This is a genomic window from Mycetocola sp. Y719 (genome assembly GCF_056713205.1).
In genome coordinates this window covers 893,485-907,576 of sequence record NZ_JBWYGY010000001.1, presented here as the reverse complement: position 1 = coordinate 907,576, position 14,092 = coordinate 893,485, and the positions used below count along the sequence as shown (strand labels likewise).

The window sequence follows — 14,092 nt, the reverse complement described above, 5'->3', positions numbered from 1 at the left end:
CATCCCACGAATCGAGAAACACATGACCGAACCGCTCTATCGCGAACCCACAGCATCCGTCGAGGCCCGCGTCACCGACCTCCTCTCACAGATGACTATCGAAGAGAAGGCCGGGCAAATCACCCAATACTTCTACTTCGGCGGTATGGAACTGCCCGAGGGACTCGACATCGAGTCCCTTCCTCCGGAGCACCGCGCCTTTTTGGAGCAGCCCCTGGCCGTCGAGGCCGCAGTGGCGAACGGCGGAGCCGGCTCTGCACTGTTCGTCACGAACCCGACAGTCATCAACCGCCTGCAGCGGATGGCGGTTGAGCAGACCCGTCTCGGCATCCCGTTGCTTTTCGGTTTCGACGTGGTCCATGGGCTCCGTACGATCTTCCCGGCCCCCATCGGCCTTGCCGCCAGCTGGGACGTCGAGATTATCGAACAAGCGCAGGCCGTCGCCGCTCGCGAGGCGCGGGCGGCAGGCATTCATTGGACGTTCGCTCCGATGGTCGACATCGCCAGGGACCCTCGATGGGGTCGGATCTTCGAGGGCGCAGGGGAAGACCCCGTCTTGGGCGCTGCGGTTGCCGCTGCGCAGGTGCGGGGCTTCCAGGGTGACTTCGGTGCCGACCGGGTCCTCGCCGGCCCGAAGCACTTCGCCGGCTACGGCGCCGCACGCGGCGGGCGCGATTACGACGACGCCGACGTGTCCGACTCCGAACTGTGGAACGTGTACCTGCCGCCATTCCAGGCGGCGATCGACGCCGGTGCTGCAAACGTCATGAGCGCCTACATGGACTTCAACGGAGTGCCCGCCTCCGCCAACCGCTGGCTGCTGACCGACATCCTCCGAGACAAGCTGGGCTTCGAAGGTTTCGTCGTCTCCGATGCTAACGCCGTCCGCTCGCTGGAGACCCAGCACTTCGCACGGGACCTACAGGATGCCGCCGCCCGCGCACTCGAGGCCGGTCTCGACATGGAGATGGTGATGGCAGACGCGGCGTACTCCCGCCTTCCAGCGGCGGTGGCTAACGGCCTGGTCAGTGAAGACGCGCTCGACGCCGCCGTTCGCCGCGTACTCGAAGCGAAGTTCCGGCTCGGGCTGTTTGAGAGTCCCTTCGTTGAGGACGCAGCGACCGCAGGTGTCTTGGGTGCCACCGCACACCGCGAGGTCGCACGCACGGCTGCGGAGCGCTCGATTGTTCTGCTGAAGAACGCAGAGAACGCCTTGCCGCTCGCGGCCGACACGCTGAACTCCGTCGCCGTGATCGGACAGCTCGCCGACAGCAAACGCGACCTGCTCGGACCATGGGTGTTCGACCACGACACCACCGAGACAGTCACGATCCTTGAGGGGCTCACATCGCGTCTTGGTGAAGCGAGTGTCTCGTACGCTCCCGGTGCCGGCATCCGGGAGCGGGTGTACGCGTCGGAGTTCGACCGCGCCGACCCGACAGTAGAGGTAACTCCAGACGACTGGGACGATGAGGCCGAGATCGCCAGAGCGGTAGACGTCGCTGCCTCCGCCGATGTCGCCATCGTCGTCGTCGGCCAGCGGCAAAACCAGGCAGGAGAGAAGGCATCCACCGCCACACTCGACCTCCCTGGCCGCCAACTGGAGCAACTGCAGCGCATCGCGGCAACGGGAACACCCATCGTCGTGGTCATGGTCTCAGGCCGCCCGCTCGACCTGCGATGGGCCGACGAGAACGTCGCGGCGATTGTGCAGGCGTGGTACCCGGGCACGCGAGGAGGGGACGCTGTCGCCAGCGTGCTCTTCGGCGACGTTTCGCCCGCCGGCCGTCTCCCGTTCACCTGGCCGCGCCACGTCGGCCAGGTGCCGCTGGTCTACGCGCACTACCGCACATTCCAGCCCGAGAACCAGGGCGAACGATACTTCGACGAGCCCAGCACCCCGCTCTACCCGTTCGGGCATGGACTGTCATACGCGACGTTCGAATACTCAGATTTGCGCCTCGAGCAGAGCATTGTCCGTATCGGCGAGACCACGTCGGTGTCGGTCGTTGTGAGCAACACTTCGGACCGACCCGCAGACGAGGTCGTTCAGTTGTACATCCACCAGCGCTACGGAACGTCCTCGCGCCCGGTGCGCGAACTCAAGGGATTCGAGCGTGTCACGCTCGCTTCGGGTGAAACACGCACCCTCACTTTCCCGCTCGGCCCTGAGCAGCTTCGCTTTTGGAGCGCAGTCACGCGCGGATTCGTCCAGGACGTGACCGATATCGACATCTGGGTCGGCGGAGACTCCACCGCCCAACTGTCCACGACACTGTCGGTCCGCGCATGAGGGGCCTCGAGCACGCGCATCCCATGGCGCTGATGCAACACGAACGGAGAACGAAATGACGGATCCGAAACCGGAATTTTTGTGGGGAGCATCGACATCCCCGCACCAGATCGAGGGCAACAACGTCAACAGTGATTGGTGGGTCTACGAGCAGCGGATGCCGCAGTTGGGCCCGAGCGGCGACGCCGTCGACAGCTATCACCGCTACGAGGAAGACATGCGGCTGCTCGCTGAAGCCGGCCTCAACTCCTATCGATTCGGCATCGAGTGGGCACGCGTCGAACCGCTTCCCGGCGAATTCTCCCTAGCCGAACTCGCTCACTACCGCCGCATGATCGACACCGCGATCGGCCTCGAGCTCACCCCTGTCATTACCCTGCACCACTTTTCCAGCCCGCGCTGGTTCATCGAAGAAGGTGGCTGGCTTGGCGACACCGCCGTCAACCGCTTCTCCACCTACGTCAACAGGGCCTGCGACATTCTCGATGGCGTGGAGTGGGTGTGCACGATCAACGAGCCCAACATGTTCGCGTTCATGATGCTCATGGCATCTGCGATCAACAGCGGTGCAGTGCCCGACATGGACACACCCACCGTCCAGCGCGACGGCGGTTTTGTTCTTCCCCTACCGTTGCCACAGGCGACGCAGCGGCTGATTGAGGCTCACCATGCTGCCCGCGTGATCGTTCGTGAACGCACCAGCGCTGCGGTCGGCTGGACAGTCGCGAACCTTGCGCTCCACGCTGCGGACGTCGCGTCGGAGCGACGACTACACGAAGAACGCTACGCGCGAGAAGATGTGTTCCTCGAGGCTGCGCGCGGCGATGACTTTATCGGGGTTCAGGCGTACTCGACTCAAGCGGTCGATGAGGGCGGTCTCGTCCCCAACCCTCCGCATCCCGATAACACGCTTGTGGGCACGCCCTACCGCCCGGACTCTCTGGGCACGGCCGTGCGCCACGCCTGGCAGGTCACCGAAGGGGTGCCCGTGGTAGTGACGGAGAACGGCATCGCAACGGCCGATGACACTCGAAGGATCGCGTACACATCCGAAGCGTTGACTCACCTCTTCAAGGCCAAAGACGACGGCGTCGACGTGCGCGGCTACCTCCATTGGAGTGCCCTCGACAATTTCGAGTGGGGCCACTGGGAGCCGACCTTCGGTCTCATCGCGGTCGACCACACGACGTTCGCGCGCACGCCGAAGCCAAGCCTCGCCTGGTTGGGGAACATCGCCCGTCAGGGGCACCCGCAATTTGCTCACGTCACCACACGCGGTAAGGGACAGGATGATCTTTGAGGACTACAGGGGCGCACGCGTCGTTGTCACGGGATGCTCCTCCGGAGTAGGCGAGGCCACCGCGCGCGCACTCGTCGAGCTCGGAGCCGAGGTGGTCGGGTTGAGCCGACGCACCCCGCCCATGGGGGTAGGCGAATTCCACAGTATCGACCTCGCATCGGTCGATTCGATCGAGCGGGTGGTTTCGCGGATCAGTGGACGCATCGATGCTCTCTTCAACTGCGCCGGGGCCCCGCCGGTCCTACCGTCGTCAGAAATCCTGAAGGTCAATTTTCTCGGGCCCCGCTTGCTGACCGAGCGGCTGATCGAACAGATGCCCGCCGGCAGCGCGATCGCCAGCGTGTCATCAAGCAATGCCGGCGCCTGGCGAACCCACATTGACGTTGTTAGTGAGTTCGTCGCGACATCCACCTTCGACCTCGGTGTGGCGTGGTACGACCAACACGCAGGAAGAGCTGGGCACGGGTATCCATTCAGTAAAGAGGCGCTGACCGTCTGGACTCTCCAACAGTCGAGCCTCCTGGGACAGCGTGGCCTTCGGATCAACACGACCAGCCCCGGACAGGTGCAGACGCCTTTGCTCGACGTCAGTCAGAAGGCGTTCCCACCCGAACTACTTGCCGAGAGCCTTCGGCCCAGCGGCCGCGCGTCAACCGTTGATGAGCAGGTCGAGCCTCTGCTGTTTCTCAACAGCAGAGGTGCGTCCTACGTGAATGGCGCCGATCTTGCGGTTGACGGAGGTCTTGCCGCGCTCCAGGCGACCGTGGTGTAGACAGGCGAACGATGTGCAGGGGCGTCCGGCGGGCGGCCCGTTCGCGGAAACGAGGGTAACGGCTCACTGTGCTTTTTTGTCCGAGGAGGCCCGTGCTACAACTTCAACGGCTGCGACTGGCCCAGGAGGCGGCACCGGGGTTCCGTCGACAGCACTGACGGCGAGCGCCGCGAAGTATCGCCCAAGGCCGACGATGTCGACGCGCACAGTCGACAAACGGGGCTCGAACATCTGGGCGATCGGGGCATCGTCGTGTCCGATCACCGACAACTCATCCGGCACACGGATGCCCAGGCGAAGCGCTGTGCCGGCAACTGCCGCAGCGATGTCGTCGTTATACGCGGCCACTGCAGTGACACCTTCGGCGACCCAGGAGCGAACCAAATCAGGGAGGTCTGCTGAAAGGTGGTCGACATCGGCGGTGACAAGGGGGGAGATGCCGAGAGAAACCGCCGCGTCTTCGGCGTGGGACCTTCGTAGGGCCACCAGGTCTGCGACCCGGGGGTCTCGCGAGCCGGCGAACGCGATGCGCCGATGGCCAAGGTCGTATAAGTGCTCGACCTGCAGACCGGGCCCGGCCTCCGGATACTCCGCGTTGGAGCTTTCCGGGTCCGGGATCAGTCTGGAGATGCCTGCGGCCCTGATCGACCTGACCTGTTCCTGGCTGAATTGAGTCATCGACATCACGACATCGGGTTGAAGTGTCTCCCACAGCGGTCGCGCCTGGCTCGTCGGGTGGGGCGTGTAGGTGATCAGCGAATACCCGGCTTCGTCGAGGGCCAAGGATGCCTCTTCTATGTTCCGGCGAAGGTTGAAATCGATCGGCCAGTCAGGAAGAACCAGGAGGATGAGGTGAGAGCGACCGGTGGCAAGAGCTCTCGCTGCATTGTGCGGTCGATATCCCATTCTCAGCGCTTCTGCTTGCACTCGCTTCCGCGTGGAAGGGGAGATGGTCTGGCCTGATGTGTTGTTGAGAACGAACCCTACGGTTGCGCGAGATATCCCCAGCGATCGCGCAATGTCCGCCGCAGTCACCCGTTTGTCCGCCTGGCTCACTCTGGCTCCTCCACGGATTGTCACCCGATTAACTTGCGCGTGCTAGTGCCACCAATGTAGCATCCTCAACACGAACTAGCACGCGCTAGTGCCCGTAGCCTTAGGCCAGACAATGGAGTCCAAATGAACCCGCACCCGTATGGCGATGAACCCGTCGTCCCGCCCGCACCTTCACCTCTCCCCACCGCCACGGTGGACCCGGAGGCGCTAGAGAAGGAAACCGCCTCGTCCAGTGGTCTGCCCAAGGTCGGCCCCCGGTACATCTGGCTGATGGTCCTCGCCCAGTTCGGCGTGTTCATGGCTTTCATCACCCCGCTGGCAATCTCGCTCGCGATCCGGGTGCAGGAACTGGCTCCCGGGCACGAGGAATACCTTGGTTTCATCACGGGGGCCGGCGCACTTGTCGTCATGATCTCCGCACCCTTCCTCGGGGTTGCCAGCGACCGAACCCGCACCCGGCTGGGCCGCCGGCGCCCCTTCATGATCGTCGGCACGCTGCTCGGTGTCCTCTCGCTCGTCGTTATGGCATTGGCTCCCTCCGTGTTGGTTCTGGGGCTGGGGTGGGTCCTCGCGCAGCTTGGCTGGGGCCAGGTGCTGAGCAACCTCCAAATCTCAACTGCGGACCGGCTGCCAGAGTCGCAGCGCGGGAAGGTCGCCGGTCTTACGGGCTTTGCGACCCAGATCGCTCCGGTATTCGGTGTCGTTATCGCATCCGGACTCACCGGCGACCCGTTGATGCTGTTCCTGGTTCCTGGCCTTGTCGGGGTCATTCTTGTCGCGCTGTTCGTGCTGTTCGTGCATGAAGATGACAGCCGCGGCAACCGCTTTGACGAACGCATCACGGTTCGCTCGCTCCTCGGCAAGTACCTCTACAACCCCCGCCGCTACCCCGACTTCTCCTGGAACTGGCTCGCTCGTTTCCTCTTCTACTTCGGACTCACCCTCAACACGACCTTCACCGCCTTCTTCTTCGCGTCGCGCCTGGGCATCCCGGTCGCAGAGGTCGCCGGAATCATCGGGCTCCTCGGAGGAGTTGGTGTTCTCGCCACAACCATCGGTGCAATCGGTGGAGGTTTCCTGTCCGACAAGCTGCGTCGTCGTCGCCTGTTCCTGATCATCTCCGGGTCGCTGATGGCAATCGGAATGCTGACGATGGCGTTCTCGACCGAGATGCCCGCGCTTATCGCCGGCTCACTGATCGTCTCCGTCGGTATCGGTGGCTTCGCGGCGGTCGATCAGGCGCTGCTGCTCGACGTTCTCCCCGAGCGCGAGACAGACGCCGGCCGTTTCATGGGCATCACGGGATTCGCGACCTCCATCCCGCAGGCCTCGGCACCGTTGATCGCCCCTCTCTTCCTCGCGATCGGAGCGACGGCCGGCGACAAGAACTACACCCTCCTGTTCGTCGTCGCCGCAGCCTGCGTTTTCGTGGGCGGGCTCGTCGTTCTTCGCATCAAATCGGTTCGCTGACCCGTTCGTCTCAACTGCCCGCGTAAAAGCATCAAGGAGCCCCACCATGTCTGCACCCGCAGCAGCCTTCATCACCCCCACCTTCCCGGCAGGAGGTGAAGGTGACCCGGCACCGTACTTCCGACGTGCCTTTGAGGCGTCGGAAGGGTTGGTGCGCGCAACCCTGCGAATCACCGCCATTGGCCTCGTCGAACCCTGGCTGAACGGTAAACGGGTCGGCGACGAGGTCCTCGCACCCGGGTGGACGTCCTACCGTCACCGGCTCGCCGTCTGTACCTACGACGTCACCGACACCGTGACGACTGGCGAGAACGCTCTCGGTGCGATCGTCGGCGAAGGCTGGGCGCTGGGTCGACTGGGCTGGGAGGAACGACGCAACCACTACAGCGACCTCCCCGCTCTCTGGGCGGAACTGCGTCTCGAATATTCCGATCGTGTTGAGACGATTGTGTCGGATGACTCCTTCCGGGCAGCGACAGGAGCCATCCGTTCGTCGAGCATCTACGACGGCGAGGTCGTGGACGCTCGCCTCGACCCGACCGGCTGGAACGAGCCGGGATTCGATGACAGGGACTGGCATCCGGTGGAGAACATTGACTGGCCCGCTGAGGCGTTGATGGAGCCGATCGCTCCGCCGATCCGCCGGATCGAGGAACTCGTTCCTGTCTCGATAAGCACGAACTCCAACGGACGCGCAACCGTGGACTTCGGACAGAACATCTCGGGCTGGGTACGGTTCACTGTGCATGCTGCGGCGGGTGACACCGTCACCATCAGGCACGCGGAAACGTTGACCGACGGCGAAATCGACGTCGAGACGATCCGGACCGCGAAAGCCACCGATGTCTACACCGCCCGGGGGGAGGGTTCCGAAACCTTCGAACCGAGATTCACCTTCCATGGTTTCCGGTACGCCGAAATCGACGGCTGGCCGGGCGAGCTCAAGCCCGAGGACGTGCGGGCAATCGTCGTGCACAGCGACATGACCCGAACGGGCTGGCTGGAAACATCCAACGATCTCCTGAACCGCCTGCACTCCAACGCTGTCTGGTCGATGCGGGACAACTTCGTCGGCGTGCCCACGGACTGCCCACAGCGTGACGAGCGGCTCGGCTGGACCGGCGACATCAACGCGTTCGCCCCGACGGCGTCGTTCCTCTACGATGTCCGCGGCGTTCTCGGCTCCTGGTTGCAGGACCTTGCCGCGGAGCAGGGAGAGAAGGGGTTTGTGCCCTGGGTCGTACCGGACGTCCTCTCCACCCCATCGTCACCCACCGCCTTGTGGAGCGACGTGGCAGTGAGCCTGCCGTGGGCGCTCTACCAGGAGTACGGTGACTCGACGATCCTTGCGGACGCATACACCTCGATGACCGCATTCATCCGGCAGGTCGCCGCGCTGCTGGACGACGACGGGCTGTGGAGCTCCGGATTCCAATACGGAGACTGGCTCGACCCCGACGCCCCGATGGACAACCCCGCCGGCGGGAAGACTGACCGGCACCTCGTCGCCGCCGCATACCTGTGCAAGACCACGCGGGAGATGGCTGACACTGCCCGTATTCTCGGCCACGACGGCGACACTAGTGAATTCGAAGCCCTCGCCGAACGCGTTCGCACGGCTTTCATGAACGAGTATGTGACCGCGAAGGGACGCGTCGTCAACGAAACGGCGACCGCCTACGCCCTCGCCATCACCTTCGACATCCTCGACGAAGACCAGAAACGTCGAGCGGGAGACCGGCTCGCCACCCTGGTCGCAAAGGCCGGCTACCGCATCTCCACCGGCTTCGCCGGAACACCACTCGTCACCGACGCTCTCTCGAGCACCGGGCACCTCGACGCGGCGTACCTCCTGCTCCTCGAAACCGGATGCCCGTCCTTCCTGTACCCGGTCACCATGGGCGCTACCACCATCTGGGAACGCTGGGATTCGATCCGGCCCGATGGCACCATCAACCCGTCCGGAATGACGTCCCTGAACCACTACGCCCTCGGCGCCGTGGTCGACTGGATGCACCGCACCATCGGGGGCCTGACCGCCCTCGAACCCGGCTACCGACGCGTGCGCATCGCTCCTCAACCCGGGGGAGACCTGACCACTGCATCCCTGCGGCACCACACCCGTTACGGCGAGATCAGCGTTGCGTGGGTCCTTGAGAGCGGAACCGCGTCAGTGCGCATAGCTGTACCCGAAGGCGTGGAAGCAGAGGTCGTGCTTCCACTCCACCCCGACGTCGACTCCGCGGTCACCGTCGGCCCGGGCGAACATCACTGGGAATATGAACTGCCGGAAGGCGCCAACCTGAGAGCTGTTTTCAGCCTCGACTCGACACTCCGACAAGTCGCCGACGATGCACTCGCCTGGAAACTCTTCACCGAGGCCTTCAGCGCCCACTATCCCGGGGTACCACTGGACGGCAGCGCACCGGAAGCCGCCGCCATGTCCGTGCGCACCATGCTCGGCTTCGTGCCCGGGGCCAGCGACGAACTCCGATCCGACCTCACGACGGCCCTCGAAGCCGCCTCACAAGGAGCCTGAACATGACCGTCGACCTCTCAATATTGACCCTCGAGCAGAAGGCATCCCTCCTCTCTGGACGTGACTTCTGGTCCACCAAACCGATCGAGGAAGCGGGGATACCGTCGATCGTCCTGACCGACGGCCCCCATGGTGTGCGTCGCCAGGCCGGCGACGCCGACCACCTTGGCATCAACGACAGCCTGCCGTCGACGTGTTTCCCGCTCGCCGTCGCGGTCGGCAGCAGCTGGGACCCGGAGCTCGCAGCACGCGTCGGCGCAGCCGTTGGCCGGGAAGGACGTGCGTTCGGTGTATCCGTGATCCTTGGGCCGGGCGTGAACATCAAACGCAGCCCCCTCTGCGGCCGGAACTTCGAGTACTACTCCGAAGACCCCTACCTTTCCGGTGTCCTCGGCGCGGCGCACGTCACCGGGATGCAGCAGGCCGGTGTGGGCGCGTCGGTGAAGCACTTCGCCGCGAACAACCAGGAGCATGAGCGGATGCGCATCAGCGCGGACGTCGACGAGCGAACATTGCGTGAGATCTACCTGCCTGCATTCGAACGTGTCGTCACCGAAGCGAGTCCTGCAACCGTGATGTGCTCCTACAACAAGGTCAACGGGATCTACGCATCGCAGAACAGCTGGCTTCTGACCGACGTTCTCCGCGGTGACTGGGGCTTCACGGGCGCCGTCATCTCCGACTGGGGCGCGGTCAGCAACCGCGTTGCCGGCGTAGCAGCCGGTATGGACCTCGAGATGCCGGGAAACGGTGGTGCCACCGACCAGCAGATCGTCGACGCGGTCCGCGCTGGAACCCTCAAGGAGGACCTCGTGGACGAAGCGGTGCGCCGAGTCCTCGCGCTCACAGAACTCCCGCACGACGCTACCGACGATCTCGACGTGGACGGACATCACGCCCTGGCCCGCGAAGTGGCGGCCGACTCGATCGTCCTGCTGAAGAATGACGACAACACACTCCCGGTGCAGGCAAACACACGGGTCGCCGTGATCGGCGCGTTCGCCACGGAACCACGCTTCCAGGGCGGCGGCAGTTCTCACATCAATCCGACGAGGGTCGATGCAGCCCTCGATGCCATCAGCGACCAATCCTGGACCGACGGTGTCACCGTCGAGCACGCCCACGGGTTCACTCTCGACGATTCCGGCAACCCGGCTGGACTGATCGAGGAAGCCACGGCGGTAGCTGGCCGCGCCGACGTCGCCATCCTCTTCGTGGGGCTGAGCGACCGGGAGGAGTCCGAAGGGTTCGACCGGGACACTCTCACCCTTCCGCAGAACCAGGTCGACCTGATCCGTGCTGTGTCACAGGCCGCCCCGCGCACCGTGGTGGTGCTTTCCAATGGAGGCGTCGTGTCCTTTGAAGGTTGGCACGACCAGGTGGACGCCATCGTCGAGGGATGGCTCCTCGGACAGGCCGGCGGCTCCGCACTTTCCGACGTGCTCTTCGGGCACGTGAATCCGTCCGGCCACCTCGCCGAAAGCATCCCCCTACGTCTGGAGGACAACCCAAGCTGGCTGAACTTCCCAGGCGAGCAAGGGCATGTCCGCTACGGCGAAGGCATCTTCGTTGGCTACCGGTACTACACCACCGCGGGAGTGCCCGTCCGCTACCCATTCGGTCACGGCCTCAGCTACACCACCTTCAGCACCGACGACCTCACCATCCAGGCGGTCGGGGACGCCGAGGTCGACGTGTCAGTGACCGTCACCAACACCGGCCACAGTGCCGGTAAACACGTCGTCCAGGTGTACGTTGCCGGCGGGGACACCGCTGTGCGCCGCCCCGCACGCGAACTCCGCGGCTTTGCGAAGGTCTCCCTCCAGCCGGGGGAGATCACCACCATTTCACTCCGACTGGACCGGCGCGCGTTCGCGTACTGGGACGTCGAGCTCAGCCAGTGGGTGGTCCCGGCCGGCGAATATCGGGTGCAGATCGCCGCGGACGCGTCCACCGTCCTGTGTGAACAAGCGATCACCCTCACCGGCGACTCCATCGTGCGCGAACTGACTCTCGATTCGACGGTGGGGGACTGGTTCGGGCACCCGCTCGTCGGGCCATTGCTGATGCAGGGGATGGCGGCGGGCATGAGCGAGGAACAGGCACAGCAGGCAGCGGAGAACCCGGACCAGCTGAAGATGGTGGAATCCATGCCGATGCAGCAGTTCCTCGCGTTCACGCAGGGAGCGATCCCGCCGGAGGCGCTGGAGCAAATGATGCAGCTGTCCAAATCCCCCGCGGCGGCGAAGGCATGACCCTCGCGCCCGCCCAGCCGACTCGCGTCTTCCTCACGGGTGCAGCCGGGAACTGGGGCCGTGCCGTCCTGAATGCATTCCGGGACCGGGACGAGTTCGACGTCATCGCGCTGGTGCTGCCGAACCCCAAAGATCTATCGATCATTCGCCGCTACGAGGACATGCCGAACCTCGAGGTGGTGTTCGGCGATCTCACCGACTACGCGGCGGTAGAGCGCTGCGTGCGCGGAGCCGACTTCATCCTGCACATCGGCGCGGTGGTCTCCCCATTCGCCGACGACCACCCGGAGCTTACCCACCGGGTCAACGTCGGCAGCATGCGGAACATCATCCGGGCCGTGAAAGCGCAGCCCGACCCGTCGCGCATCGGAGTGGTTGGCATCGGTTCGGTGGCGGAAACCGGTGACCGCAACCCGCCCCATCATTGGGGACGAATCGGCGACCCGCTCCGGGTGGCCCGGTACGACGAGTACGGGCAGAGCAAGATCATCGCCGAGAAGGAGCTTGTCGATTCGGGATTGCCGAAGTGGGTGTGGCTGCGGCAAACCGGGATCTTCCATCCCGGGATGCTCGAGATCCGTGACCCGATCATGACCCATTCTCCCTTCGCCGGGGTGATGGAGTGGGTGAGCGTTGAGGATGCCGCCAGGCTGATGGTCGGGGTCTGCGACAGCGCTCCGGAGGAATTCTGGGGCGGCATATACAACATCGGCGGGGGAACATCCTGGCGCCTGACCAACTGGGAACTTCAGACCCGGATGACGGCAGCGCTCGGTGTGAAGGATGTCCGCTCCTGGTATGAGCGGTACTGGTTCGCGACCCAGAACTTCCATGGCCAGTGGTACACCGACTCAGACAGGCTCCACGAGTTGGTGCCTTTCCGAGTGGACACCTTCGAGGATGCGCTCGCCCGCGCGGTCGCCTCGAACCCGACATTGCGGATAGCTGGGCGCCTGCCGGCGGCCTTCGTGAAGAAGCTCGTGATGAAACCACTCACGATGAAACCGCGCGGGACCATGCGCTTCCTCGCTGACAATGACGAAGAACGTATCACCGCCTACTTCGGGTCCCGAGCCGCTCAAGCAGCAATCGGCGACTGGTCCACGTTCTGGCCCCCTCGCCCAAGCCGTGAGCCAGTGCTCCTTGATCATGGTTACGACGAAACGATCCCGGAAAGCTCATGGGACACCGACGTGCTCGCCGGAGTCGCTATCTTCCGAGGCGGAGAACTGCTGACGGCGGCGCCGACGCCGGGAGCGGTGGCCACGCCACTCGACTGGAGGTGCGCGCTCGGGCACACCTTTACCGGCAGCCCCCGGCTGATCCTGACCGCCGGACACTGGTGTCCCATCTGTGTCACCGACCCAGGCGGGTACCCCGACCAGGCCGAGCAGAACCGTTTCCTGGCCCAGCTGGAGACGACCGCGGTCGACGCGGTGGCGCTGCTGTGAAGTCGAAGGCGTGGGTTGCCCGCTATGAGAGCCGCGTCACTTTCGACGACGTGGCCGTCGCAGGCCGGGGCGGCCCGAGTGTCCGCACACGCCAGTATGGTTTCCGTCTGGGATCTGGCGGCGACGTCGCGCCCGTGCTGTGGGTGCACGGCGGCGCGTTCATCGGCGGGAGTCTCGATCAGAACGAATCGCACGCCGTCGCTCTTGCCATCGCCGCAACCGGTCGACCAGTGATCACCGTCGACTATCGGCTCGCGCCCGCCGTCAGCTGGCTGAAGCCACTCAAGGAACACGACCTCAAGCCGGGCGCCCGCTACCCGGCCGCGCTCGACGACGTCTCGGTCGTGTTGCAGTGGTGCGCCGACCGCGCACCCGGCGTCATTCTCGGCGGCGCAAGCGCCGGAGCGGCACTGGCAGCCGCGACAACACTTCGAAACCGAGATCGAGGCGAATACCTGCCGGAATCGCTCGTTCTGACATACGGGACTTTCCATGCCGCGCTGCCGCCCATCTCGCCTGAACTGCGTCGGCGCATCCGCGGCAGGCATGGCATCACACAGTTCCGATCGTCGACCGTCGACTCCATGAACCTGAACTACGCCGGCTCTCGAGCCACGCTCGGGGACCCGTTCGCCTTCCCGGGCAGCGCGAACTTGACAGGCTTCCCGCCGACCCTGCTCCTCGACGCCGACCGAGACTCGCTCCGCAGTTCCGGAGAGAGATTCCGCAACGAGCTTGGAGTCGCAGGTGTGCACACCACCTATCGGGTACTCCCTGAGTCCCGCCACGGCTTCCTCGATCGACCGGGTACGACCCACTTCGAGGCCGGCCTCGCAACCATCCTCGGGTGGCTGGAGCGGTGACAGCTCTGCTGGCTGCGAGCTCAGCCCTGTCTGAGCCGCTCGTTGGTTGTCTCTTCTTGTGCGAGGGCTCCCGGCTGCGCTACGGCGCGGCAA

At 64.6% G+C, this 14,092-nt stretch carries 9 protein-coding genes and 1 pseudogene; 8 read left to right on the top strand and 2 right to left on the bottom strand.

All coding sequences use genetic code 11. The features are described 5' to 3' along the window. Positions 1-22 precede the first annotated feature (22 nt). From AC1M0F_RS04200 to AC1M0F_RS04190, 3 genes are read left to right on the top strand one after another with little or no spacing between them, the layout of a single operon-like run. Entirely contained in the window at positions 23-2,293 is a 2,271-nt protein-coding gene (locus AC1M0F_RS04200; RefSeq protein WP_480236937.1) for a glycoside hydrolase family 3 N-terminal domain-containing protein, read from the top strand. A 55-nt stretch (positions 2,294-2,348) separates the two neighbouring features. Then, complete coding sequence (locus AC1M0F_RS04195) at positions 2,349-3,593, top strand: family 1 glycosylhydrolase (RefSeq protein ID WP_480236936.1); 1,245 nt, start codon at positions 2,349-2,351, stop codon at positions 3,591-3,593. Next, entirely contained in the window at positions 3,583-4,365 is a 783-nt protein-coding gene (locus AC1M0F_RS04190; RefSeq protein WP_480236935.1) for a coniferyl-alcohol dehydrogenase, read from the top strand. Before AC1M0F_RS04195 ends, AC1M0F_RS04190 begins: the two co-directional genes overlap by 11 nt. 63 nt (positions 4,366-4,428) lie before the next feature. On the opposite strand, the gene AC1M0F_RS04185 is transcribed toward AC1M0F_RS04190, so the two are convergent. Both AC1M0F_RS04185 and AC1M0F_RS04180 read right to left on the bottom strand, forming a co-directional pair. Beyond that, positions 4,429-5,148, bottom strand: a complete 720-nt coding sequence (locus AC1M0F_RS04185) for a substrate-binding domain-containing protein (RefSeq protein WP_480237359.1) — start codon at positions 5,146-5,148, stop codon at positions 4,429-4,431. A 120-nt stretch (positions 5,149-5,268) separates the two neighbouring features. Next, positions 5,269-5,400: pseudogene (locus AC1M0F_RS04180) on the bottom strand (LacI family DNA-binding transcriptional regulator); the annotation flags it as partial. A gap of 144 nt (positions 5,401-5,544) precedes the next feature. Between AC1M0F_RS04180 and AC1M0F_RS04175 the strand changes: the two are divergent. The 5 genes from AC1M0F_RS04175 to AC1M0F_RS04155 are packed head-to-tail and all read left to right on the top strand — an operon-like array spanning position 5,545 to position 13,999. After that, positions 5,545-6,891, top strand: a complete 1,347-nt coding sequence (locus AC1M0F_RS04175) for an MFS transporter (protein ID WP_480236934.1) — start codon at positions 5,545-5,547, stop codon at positions 6,889-6,891. A gap of 46 nt (positions 6,892-6,937) precedes the next feature. Further along, the gene (locus tag AC1M0F_RS04170; RefSeq protein WP_480236933.1) at positions 6,938-9,430 is read left to right on the top strand and encodes an alpha-L-rhamnosidase; all 2,493 of its coding nucleotides are present in this window, start codon (positions 6,938-6,940) and stop codon (positions 9,428-9,430) included. Positions 9,431-9,432: 2 nt separating this feature from the next. After that, positions 9,433-11,685 (top strand): glycoside hydrolase family 3 C-terminal domain-containing protein, encoded by a 2,253-nt coding sequence (locus tag AC1M0F_RS04165; protein WP_480236932.1) that lies wholly within the window; start codon positions 9,433-9,435, stop codon positions 11,683-11,685. Further along, a complete protein-coding gene (locus AC1M0F_RS04160) occupies positions 11,682-13,136 on the top strand; it encodes an NAD-dependent epimerase/dehydratase family protein (protein ID WP_480236931.1) in 1,455 nt (484 codons plus the stop codon). The genes AC1M0F_RS04165 and AC1M0F_RS04160 overlap by 4 nt, the downstream gene beginning before the upstream one ends. Then, entirely contained in the window at positions 13,133-13,999 is an 867-nt protein-coding gene (locus AC1M0F_RS04155) for an alpha/beta hydrolase fold domain-containing protein (RefSeq protein WP_480236930.1), read from the top strand. The genes AC1M0F_RS04160 and AC1M0F_RS04155 overlap by 4 nt, the downstream gene beginning before the upstream one ends. Positions 14,000-14,092: the final 93 nt, after the last annotated feature.

Bases quoted from the DNA above. Each gene is read 5' to 3' on its own strand.
- AC1M0F_RS04165 (WP_480236932.1), top strand. From the start codon at position 9,433: ATGACCGTCGACCTCTCAATATTGACCCTCGAGCAGAAGGCATCCCTC.
- AC1M0F_RS04175 (WP_480236934.1), top strand. From the start codon at position 5,545: ATGAACCCGCACCCGTATGGCGATGAACCCGTCGTCCCGCCCGCACCT.
- AC1M0F_RS04195 (WP_480236936.1), top strand. From the start codon at position 2,349: ATGACGGATCCGAAACCGGAATTTTTGTGGGGAGCATCGACATCCCCG.
- AC1M0F_RS04170 (WP_480236933.1), top strand. From the start codon at position 6,938: ATGTCTGCACCCGCAGCAGCCTTCATCACCCCCACCTTCCCGGCAGGA.
- AC1M0F_RS04190 (WP_480236935.1), top strand. From the start codon at position 3,583: ATGATCTTTGAGGACTACAGGGGCGCACGCGTCGTTGTCACGGGATGC.
- AC1M0F_RS04200 (WP_480236937.1), top strand. From the start codon at position 23: ATGACCGAACCGCTCTATCGCGAACCCACAGCATCCGTCGAGGCCCGC.
- AC1M0F_RS04160 (WP_480236931.1), top strand. From the start codon at position 11,682: ATGACCCTCGCGCCCGCCCAGCCGACTCGCGTCTTCCTCACGGGTGCA.